This is a genomic window from Chamaesiphon sp. VAR_48_metabat_135_sub (assembly GCF_031418915.1).
Lineage (GTDB): Bacteria > Cyanobacteriota > Cyanobacteriia > Cyanobacteriales > Chamaesiphonaceae > Chamaesiphon.
In genome coordinates this window covers 1-9681 of the sequence record NZ_JANOJV010000198.1, presented here as the reverse complement: position 1 = coordinate 9681, position 9681 = coordinate 1, and the positions used below count along the sequence as shown (strand labels likewise).

The window sequence follows — 9681 nt, the reverse complement described above, 5'->3', positions numbered from 1 at the left end:
CTTCACTTATATTTGAGTGGGAGTTAGGTAAACAGTACCCAGATTTTTGCCTTCCAAGCGACTGGGGGTATCCTCCCACCCATAGCCGCCATCGCTGACAATTTTCCGCACCAGACTATAACCATTACTATGAATACCACTACTAGCTAACCCGATCGCCACATCCCCGATCTGAATCTGCATACCGTCGATTAACTTGCTTTTTTCGGCAATTCCCACCGCAAAGCCAGCCAGATCGTATTCACCTAATTGATAAAATCCTGGCATCTCCGCAGTTTCTCCACCCAAAAGCGCACAGCCAGCTTGACGACAACCATCGGCAATTCCGGCGACTACCTGAGAAAGTTGAGTTGAATTAAGTTTCCCAGTTGCCAAATAATCGAGGAAATATAAGGGTTCCGCTCCGCAAGTCAAAATATCATTGACGCACATTGCTACTAAATCGATACCGATGGAAGCATGATTGTCTAATTCTTGGGCGATTTTAAGCTTGGTTCCCACTCCATCCGTACCCGATACCAGCACAGGTTGCTGATAGCCTGTCGGCAGCTCAAACCAACCACTAAAGCCACCTAAACCGCCCAAAACTCCTGGACGATGAGTACTCTCGACGAGGTTTTTAATGTTCTCGACAAACGCTCTCCCTGCAACAACATCAACACCTGCTTCTTGATAATCCATATTCCACCCGTACACGATCGGCACAGGTATTCTACAGCGATCGCTTTACAGACCGCAAACCCTCTCAGTTTGGGGATTTGGCAAGTCATGCTGGCAATAAAGATTGAAGCTTCAGTGATTTTAATGACTATATATGGTGTCTCTATTTGCCAGTCGATCGAATTTGTGGGCATTTCGATCGATAATTCGTAAAAAATTTACCAATCTGATATAACTGTCAACCAGATTTTGGCTAAAAAAACATTTGAATAATGTATGCAAAGAAATGTAACATATCATTTTTCCTGATTGAAAAATTCTGGGGATCGTACTAGTCAAAGCTTGGTTGGGTGGGGATCGCTCGTGATTCCGTCGCTAGATCGGCTTTTTTTTGATGCACATAAATATCAATTCGTCAAGGATCTTAATCGGCTTTTTTTCAAAAAACTTCGTGTTATGGTAGACCCAACGTTCTTCACCCAGAGGTGAATGCGGAACAAGTATGAGTTAGCAATTGGTAAATTATCGTCAATTTTATGGGAAAGCCCAGCTAAATCTCATCGACAAATGACCTTTCACAATAGGCTTATGAATTACCAAACTTTGACTGGATTAACTGCTCTCGTAGCAACATTGGCTTTACCATCGGTTGCCGCTGCTACACCATCAGTCAATTCCAGCCAACCAAATGGTTCGATCGAATCCAGACAATTAATCGCTCAATCTGTCGGTAAAGCTTCCTTTTACGGTAACGAACCAGGTGAAGGCGGCCCCCTCACCGCGAATGGTGAGAGATACAATCCAGGTGGACTGACTGCTGCTCACCGCACTCTACCTTTCGGTACGAAAGTCCGTGTCACAAGTCCTAATACTGGACGTTCTGTAGTCGTTCGGATCAACGATCGCGGTCCATTTATCGGTGGACGAGTCATCGACCTTTCGGTTGGTGCTGCTAGAGCAATTGGTTTGACCAGTTCTGGCGTTGGTACTGTCCGGATGGATGTTTTGGGTGGTGGTGAAGGTCGTCGTCAAGGTCGTCGTCATCGCTAGATAGCATCTAGTAAGTAACGCAAGTTGCTGGTTATAGCCACAAGTGTGAATTGCTTAAGTGGTTAAATAGTTGAGGGTAAAAGACAAAATAGGAAATGCCTTTGTTTGCACCCCTTCGGGAAATGGGAAAAAAATGGCGGGTGTGCATCTGCTTTTTCCCACACTGACAACCTGTAACTAGCAACTTAGACAGAAAGTGTCAGTGATGGCGATTCTGAGGGTAAACTACTAATATACGCAAGTGGTTAAATGGAGTAATTGTCATAGATCGTAACACTTTCCGACTACTTGGGTCTGTAAAATCGATCGGTACAATTAGCCAGCCCACAAACATCTAATCCACTCAAGATGGTATAGACTAGCTTTAAGAATTGAGATTGAGTATAGAGGTGTTGTCGTTGGCAACGATCGCCATCGACAGTGCGCAACCAACATTTTAAATTAGTCTTACGTAAATTAATATTGTTTCTCCTCAAAGGATATGAATCAAAATCGATGGACTTGTCTAACTACATTAGTCCTGACTGCGATAGTAGCACCTATTGCTAGCGTAAACTCAAAAACGATCCCATCCCCAGTAGTGAAGTCAGTAGATAACTACAGCCCACTATCACCCCAATCGTTACCGACAATTACACCACTGGTCGTAACAGAACTCGAAACTGATGCGGCCATACCCGCAGTCATCCATCCAGTCCCACAAGTTAGCAAGCTACCGATCGTTACAAAACTAGCTGTCAACACTAAGCCGCAGGCTACATTAAAACAGCATCGCGCAACCAAAACCGGCAGCATTCCTAAAAATATCCAGACTCAGTTTCCACTAATAGAACAGCCATTAGCAACAGCTCTGTTCAATCCCCATTCTCAAGTTAAGAAAGCAATTCTTTCAGTCCCCAACCAGGTCGATTCGTCCCCTGAGATCGTCAATTCGGTAATCCCGCTACCATCACCGATCGCGACTCAGGTAATTAAATCCCAACCGACAGCCTTTACACCATTTATCACCAAAACAGCTAGCGCGCCAATTCCAGTCGTGCGCGATCCGGCAATAGCCGCCCCAGTAGAGAATCGATCGCAGCTCTCTCGCGGAGAGATAATCCCACCGACGGTAATTAATAATTCAGCAACCATTCAAGCTGAGATTGCCAATGTTCCCCCGACCGCAAATCTGCCTGGGCAAATTATCCCCTCTGGCGATCCATCAGCAGTAATTAGCACCGCGATCGATCGCACTGAACCCAACGCGGCATCACAAGCTGCACCGCTCGTCAGCAATCCCAACAAGACTCATTCCGAGGGGCTGCGCCAACGATCCGATTTACCTAGTTTTGAAGCAGGTTTACCAGTATTTGTCTTTGACAACGAACGACCTCAACAAATCGTAGCGACAGCAATCGCTCAAGTTGGCGACACGATCGTTGCGCCAGAACCAAGTATTGCCATCCCAGTCGAACGTCCCAAACAGTTAACTATTCCCAGCCAATTACCCGTTACATCCGCTCCAGTCGCTCCAGCAGTTCGATCGATCCCAACAGTTACCACAGTTCCGACAACTCCAGCAGTTCGCTCGATTCCTACCGTTACAGCAGTTCCTTCAGTTCCACCATTGAAACCTAACGGAACTGGTATCGTTAAAATCGAGCAACCCTCAGAAACTGTGCGCCCAGCCCTCGACAAAATCGTCGCCACTCAAAGCGGACAAGCATCCTGGTACGGTAGCGAAGGTGGCTCCCGCACTGCAAATGGAGAAAGATACTATCCTGAAGGTTTGACAGCAGCACATCGCACACTACCTTTTGGCACCAAAGTTCGAGTTACTAGTCTCAAAACGGGCAAAACCGTGACAGTTCGCATTAACGATCGCGGCCCTTTCCACGGTCGCCGGATTATTGATGTCTCTGCTGGCGCAGCTCGAGTCATCGGTCTCAAAAGTGCTGGTGTCGGTGCAGTGCGAATGGATATTTTGGCAAATGAAAAGTCAGGACAGGAAGAATAGGGGATAGTGGATAGTGGATAGTGGATGGTGAATTTGGACGCAAGCGTCCTTTTTACCTCTCCCAGTCCCTCCTTCTCTCCTCTCCTTTCCCCACTACCCAATAAATATGTCCAAGCTACCTCGACAGATTTGGATTCTTGCATTGGGTAGATTGCTGTCAGAAATCGGCAGTGGTTTCACCATCTTTTACGCCCCGATTTTTTTTGTACAGCAAGTCGGACTTTCGGCTACATCTGTGGGATTAGCACTAGGTAGTGCCTCAATTTCTGGTGTCGCTGGACGGTTGATTAGTGGCACCTATGCCGATCGCTGGGGCCGCAAACCAGTGCTATTATTGGCTACAATAGTTTTATCGATCGCCTGTTTTATCTTTGCGGCTACTAATGATTTCCCCACGCTAATTGTTGGTTGTCTCGTCCAAGGTTTAGGTTTAGGCTTGTATTGGCCTGCAAATGAAGCGATCGTCGCCGATCTGACAACTGGAGAGGAACGCAGATTTGCCTATGCAATTACCCGCTTGGCGGATAATGTGGGAATGGGATTGGGGATTATTGCGGGAGGACTATTAATTAGTTCTACAGGTGCATATCGCAACCTATTTATTGTCGATGGCATTTCTTTTTGCTGTTTTTTCCTGACGATCGCCTTTGGTATTCAAGAGACATTACGATCGGAAAAAAGATCGACTCAATTTATTAGTGGCTATACAACCGCATTACGCGATCGACGTTTATTAGTTTACGTCATCGTCAATATTATTATCACTGTCTATATCTCTCAACTTCAAAGCACACTACCATTATATTTTAGTAATTTTGTTACTCAATCTACTGCCCGTGGCTTCAATCCTCAAGTAATTAGTACCCTATTTACGGGACATTTACTAATGACGATCGCCTGTCAACTTCCGATGCTTAAATTATTGCAAAAGTTAAATCACGCTCGATCTTTAATGATTTCTGGTGGTTTTTGGGCGATGGGTTTTGTCTCGATCGCGATTACTGGGAGCAGTAATAGTCTTCAACTTTTATGGGCAAGTTTAGGCTTAGGATTATTTGCCCTGGCGATCGTCGCTTATACGCCCACTGCATCCGCGCTAATTGCCGATCTTGCCCCCTCGTCATTGCGCGGTGTTTATACCTCGATTAATTCCCTTTGTTGGGCAGTAGGCTACGCGATCGGACCGCCATTAGGCGGTTGGGCACTCGATCGATCTCCCCAATTTGCCCACAATTTCTGGATGGGTTTAGCGGCGACAGTGCCTCTTGTCTGGGCAATCTTATGGTGGTTAGAAGGATTAATTATTATTAGAGATTAAACTAAAATCAGTTTCTCCTGGCGGAGCGGCTACTTGTACTGTTGGCGTAGCCTCGCCTTTGGCGTTGCTGAATCAGGATGCAAAGCATCAGGGTATGATTCCAATACGGTTCGGTTAAACAAATCATAGATCGTAGTAACCCCAATTCAGCACTACTGATAATTCTTGCATTTTAAGATGGAGTAAATCCATGAAAACTTGCTTGCTCCCACTCCAGACTATCGGTTCGCCGATCGCTAAATCGCAAAAAAAAGGCACTAAAATCTTTTCGCCCTTGGGTAAAACCTTGCCCAATCCGTAGATAAATACTGGATAAATTGGCACGTTGGGATGACGTTTGGCGAGGTGAGCGATCCCACTATGGAAACTAGCCAGCGATTCTGGTTCGCCTCTAGATCCTTCTGGATAAATAATCAAAATCTCTCCTCGCTCCAATGCTTCAGAACATTTTGCCAAAGGATGTTCGGTATGGCTGGATCGATCGCGCTGAAGGGGGATAATTCCGATGATATGCAGTGCAAACCATGCCAATATCCGATTCTTCAAAAAATACTCTGCGGCTGCCACAGGACGCAATTTAGCTAGCAATCGTAGCGGAAAAATCGTCATCAATACCAGCGTATCGAGATGACTATTATGATTGGCACAGATAATCGCTGGTCCCGATCGTGGTAATCTAGTTTGACCGGTAATTCGTAAACCAATTACCACCAGTACGACGAGGCGAACGATCGTTCCAAAAAATAGCAATCGCAAGAGCTGATTCAAATGACGATTCCTTCAAAATAGAAATAAACAGTAAAATGAAAAAATAGCGGTGCAGTATAAGTTAGACTATCAAGCCTGTCGAGAATACCGCCATGTCCAGGAATTGAACTACCGCTATCTTTCACGCCCAAATCTCGTTTGAGCGCGGAAATAGTTACATCGCCAATAAAACCAGTACAACTAATGATTAACCCAATGCCTAAAGCATGAATCCAGTCAAATGGAGTCAGCCACGGCGCGATCGCGATCGCTAAAATCGTCGTAGTTAGGATGCCGCCCAATAGTCCTTCCCAAGTTTTATTCGGACTAACCGTCGGGGTAACTGGATGACGACCACAAGATTTACCCCAAATATATTGAGCGATATCATTTATTTCGGTCAGAAATACTAGATATAAAATCAATCCTGCACTACCTGCAATCGGATTACCGCGATCGGGTAACATCAGTAAATAAGCGAGATGTCCTAGGCTGAATACTGTTAACATTAAACCCCAATGCAGCGTCCCGATCGCTTTGAGAAATCCCTGAGTTTCACCAGCAATTACCATCCGCATTGGTAAGAATAGGAATGCATAAATAGGTATAAAAATTAGGAACATAATATACCAGTGAATCGAGATCCAATAGTATTGAATAAAGATCGCTAAATACGCCCAGAATAGGACACGACGATCGGCTCTACGGGTGGGAATTAAAGAGATATATTCCTTGAATGCTAAGAAGCTCAAGAACCCGAATAAAATTATGGCGATCGAGCGATTTACTATCAAAACTGTGGCAAATATCGCCACAATCCCGCACCAAGAATTCATCCGTTGCTGGAGTTCGAGCCGCCGATAAGCTGGGACTATATATACAGCTATAGTACCCATTGCCACCAGTACCATAATGAAACCTAAAGACCACAGGACATTATGAGCTGGAAGATTTATCATTTTGTTCGATCTCCACTAGAGTACTAACGACACGATTGATACATGTCCAAATTGATAGACCGACCGCGCCAATCCAAACTAAATTTAGCCAAGAAGTGGGGGAAATTCCAACCGTAAAAAGTAAAGCGATGATACTAAACATGACCGCTCGATCGCTTTTTCCCATCGGGCCATCATACTGTCTTTGACTACCAACTGTCAGCCCTAAAACTCCAGCCAGCTCGCTAATAATTGCTAACAGTACAAAGATAGTTACTAAAGAGCCAGATACACCAGGTAATAATCCAAATGGCAAATAGATCGCCGCATCAGAAATCGCATCGCCTAGCTCATTTAAGATGGCACCCAAGGGAGTTTTCATCTGATGTTCGCGTGCGAGCATTCCATCAATAGCATTTAACATCATTCGTAATAATAACAGTGGCGGTACTAATATCAATAAAGAGTGATGCCAGACGATCGATCCACCACCGGCAATTGACAGACAAGTCGCTAAAATCGTCACTTGATTTGCTGTCACTCCCACCTTTGCCAGCCAGCGGACGATCGGTCTGAGTAAGTTTTGGAATGCTGGTTTAAGTTGATAAATACTCGGCATAAAAATTCACTATTGTATTAACACTCAAAACTATCGATATCTTTTGGGACAGCTATTCATAAATTTCTCTGGCTGGAAATAGCACTATTTAGATCGGCAAAATTTGGATCTCCAGATCTTTACTGACAGTGATGATGCTTTGCATCGGGCAAATCTGCCAATTACCAGCAAATATCGGTTCGGATGCGAGGATAACCGAATCTGGATAATCGCTACTATTTTTAATCCAATATAGTGAAGGTACAGTTGCCCGATGAGCGAAACGAGACGCAATTAACCGATCTCCATCGCTAATTACAATATTGGCAGAAATTGTCGTTCGATCGGTTTCAACTAGATCGCGGAGGATGAGTAATGTCCGCTGGAGGGCGATTTCCAAAGGTAGTTCGGGATGACTATGCAGTTCGTTAGAAAAGAGCGCGAAGATATGCTCGGAATCAGTCGTACCATCGATCGATTGATAGATATGCTGGTGCAGTTTGTCCCGAATTTGTTTGTATAAGCCACAGCGAAAATTATCGATAAATCCGTTGTGAATAAATAATAGTTTCCCATCGCGAAATGGCTGACAGTTACTCAAACTTACTCCTTGTCCTGGAGTCGCACTTCTGACGTAACTCAACATACAGCCAGTTTCTACGTATCGACTTAGATAGGGTAGATTAATATCAGTCCAAATGGGCTGAGTATGTTTGTAAATAAACGGATCTGTATCCTGCTGGGGATGATACCATCCAATTCCAAAGCCATCAGCATTAATCACCCCTGCTGTCATTTCACGCGGTTGATAACTTTGGACGATTAATGAATGTTCTGGTTGGGCGATTAATCGATCGAGCGATTGGGGTATACCCTGGTAGGCTAGTAGGCGACACATTATTTAAGTAATGAGTAATGAGTAATGAGTAATAGCTATGCGGGCGGTGCGTGCGCGGAGCAAGCGTTCTGAACCCGTTGGCGTTGGCGAGGCTAGCCACGACCATAGGAAAAACTGACGTTAACACAGCCTACCGTATCTATAGCATTAGTGGGCAAAATATTTATCGACAAAAAAGGTAGGTACTAGTACCTACCTAAGCTCTAAAGTGTGAGTTGAAAATTAATAATGATTATGGTGCCAGAGCATTACCGCGCAGTAAACTACCGATCGTTTTAGCGGTAATTTTCATCTGGGTAATCGGATTTGCAACTGTGACAGTTTTGTAGAGATAGCTGTCGAAAGTCAGCTTCTGCACGTCGATATCGCCACACATTTCGACGAAAGCTTCGCGAGTAGCATCGGAACGGTAAAATACACGCTGGAGAATATCCAATACCGTGTAAGTCAAGCCGTACGCCTTATCCCACTGCTTGATATATGCCTTGAGATCCGCTTCCGTGGGGATTTTCGCGCCCTGCTCGGAACGTTCGACAATCATTTCCGCACACATCCGTCCTGATTTCGCCGCAAAGTAAATACCTTCGCCAGAAGACTTGGTGACATAACCAGCCGCGTCGCCGACTAGAGCACAACGTCCGACTACTCGCCGGGGGCGAGGATGTTCGGGGATGGGGTGGGCTTCAACTCGAATGATTGTGCCGCCTTCTAGCTTCTTGGCAGCTCGTTGGCGGATGCCAGCTTGCAATTGCTTAATTGAGGCTTTGTGTACCTTCATCGTCCCCGTACCGACCGCTACGTGGTCGTATTTAGGGAATACCCATGCGTAAAAATCAGTGGAGACATCATCGCCTACATACATTTCTGCGAGACTATGGTAGTAAGCCATTTTATCTTCTGGGAGTCTGATTCGCTCTTGGAAAGCGATCGCATAATTATAATCGCCTGCGTCCATTGCTTTAGCAACGCGGGAATTGGCACCATCAGCACCGATCACTAGATCGACTTTGAGCGTCTTTGCTTCGCCTTCAATGCTACCACTAGAGTGATCTGCATAGTGGAGGACATAAGGATCTGTAGTATTCAGCCCGGGCATTTCCAATTTATGGACGGTGCCATTGATCAGCTTGGCACCTAGTTTAGCCGCTCGATCGCGTAAAAATCCATCCAGAACTTCCCGCCGACACATGCCAATATATTCACCAGGCTTGAGGGTTTGACCGATATCGACTTCGATGTTAGAAGGCGAAATCATCTTCATTTGCCGCACTTCGCGATCGATAATGTGTGACGGTAAGTCAAATTCAGCCACCATGCAAAGAGGAATCGCTCCACCACAAGGCTTGGCGTTATCTAATTTGCGTTCAAATAAATAAGTTTCAATACCAGCTTTCGCCAACACTTCAGCGGCGCAAGAACCCGCTGGACCAGAACCGACAACAGCAACCCGTAGTACCACAGCTATACTCTCTT

At 45.3% G+C, this 9681-nt stretch carries 8 protein-coding genes and 1 pseudogene; 3 read left to right on the top strand and 6 right to left on the bottom strand.

The features are described 5' to 3' along the window. Positions 1-9: 9 nt before the first annotated feature. Positions 10-681 (bottom strand): annotated as a pseudogene (gene purM, locus RMO55_RS14290) (phosphoribosylformylglycinamidine cyclo-ligase); the annotation flags it as partial. Positions 682-1248: 567 nt separating this feature from the next. Between purM and RMO55_RS14285 the strand changes: the two are divergent. The 3 genes from RMO55_RS14285 (at position 1249) to RMO55_RS14275 (ending at position 5027) form a co-directional block, all read left to right on the top strand. Then, positions 1249-1710 carry a septal ring lytic transglycosylase RlpA family protein gene (locus RMO55_RS14285; protein WP_396134324.1) on the top strand — a complete coding sequence of 154 codons (462 nt, stop codon included), beginning with the start codon at positions 1249-1251 and terminating at the stop codon, positions 1708-1710. A 580-nt stretch (positions 1711-2290) separates the two neighbouring features. Further along, positions 2291-3709, top strand: a complete 1419-nt coding sequence (locus tag RMO55_RS22300) for a septal ring lytic transglycosylase RlpA family protein (protein ID WP_396134323.1) — start codon at positions 2291-2293, stop codon at positions 3707-3709. 106 nt (positions 3710-3815) lie between these two features. Next, complete coding sequence (locus tag RMO55_RS14275) at positions 3816-5027, top strand: MFS transporter (RefSeq protein WP_310427516.1); 1212 nt, start codon at positions 3816-3818, stop codon at positions 5025-5027. Between the two features lie 123 nt (positions 5028-5150). Here the strand turns inward: RMO55_RS14275 and RMO55_RS14270 are convergent, their stop codons facing one another. The 5 genes from RMO55_RS14270 to chlP all read right to left on the bottom strand — a co-directional run bounded on the left by RMO55_RS14270 (position 5151) and on the right by chlP (position 9667). Then, positions 5151-5795 (bottom strand): lysophospholipid acyltransferase family protein, encoded by a 645-nt coding sequence (locus RMO55_RS14270; RefSeq protein ID WP_310427514.1) that lies wholly within the window; start codon positions 5793-5795, stop codon positions 5151-5153. Then, positions 5792-6733 carry a phosphatidate cytidylyltransferase gene (locus RMO55_RS14265; protein WP_310427512.1) on the bottom strand — a complete coding sequence of 314 codons (942 nt, stop codon included), beginning with the start codon at positions 6731-6733 and terminating at the stop codon, positions 5792-5794. Before RMO55_RS14265 ends, RMO55_RS14270 begins: the two co-directional genes overlap by 4 nt. Next, positions 6711-7331: a CDP-alcohol phosphatidyltransferase family protein gene (locus RMO55_RS14260; RefSeq protein ID WP_310427510.1), complete on the bottom strand. Its 621-nt coding sequence runs from the start codon at positions 7329-7331 to the stop codon at positions 6711-6713. The genes RMO55_RS14265 and RMO55_RS14260 overlap by 23 nt, the downstream gene beginning before the upstream one ends. A gap of 88 nt (positions 7332-7419) precedes the next feature. After that, complete coding sequence (gene egtC, locus RMO55_RS14255; RefSeq protein WP_310427509.1) at positions 7420-8208, bottom strand: ergothioneine biosynthesis protein EgtC; 789 nt, start codon at positions 8206-8208, stop codon at positions 7420-7422. A 232-nt stretch (positions 8209-8440) separates the two neighbouring features. Next, positions 8441-9667 (bottom strand): geranylgeranyl reductase, encoded by a 1227-nt coding sequence (gene chlP / locus RMO55_RS14250; RefSeq protein WP_310427517.1) that lies wholly within the window; start codon positions 9665-9667, stop codon positions 8441-8443. Between the last annotated feature and the right edge of the window lie 14 nt (positions 9668-9681).

Bases quoted from the DNA above. Each gene is read 5' to 3' on its own strand.
- RMO55_RS14285 (WP_396134324.1), top strand. From the start codon at position 1,249: ATGAATTACCAAACTTTGACTGGATTAACTGCTCTCGTAGCAACATTG.
- RMO55_RS14275 (WP_310427516.1), top strand. From the start codon at position 3,816: ATGTCCAAGCTACCTCGACAGATTTGGATTCTTGCATTGGGTAGATTG.
- RMO55_RS14265 (WP_310427512.1), bottom strand. From the start codon at position 6,733: ATGATAAATCTTCCAGCTCATAATGTCCTGTGGTCTTTAGGTTTCATT.
- RMO55_RS14260 (WP_310427510.1), bottom strand. From the start codon at position 7,331: ATGCCGAGTATTTATCAACTTAAACCAGCATTCCAAAACTTACTCAGA.
- egtC (WP_310427509.1), bottom strand. From the start codon at position 8,208: ATGTGTCGCCTACTAGCCTACCAGGGTATACCCCAATCGCTCGATCGA.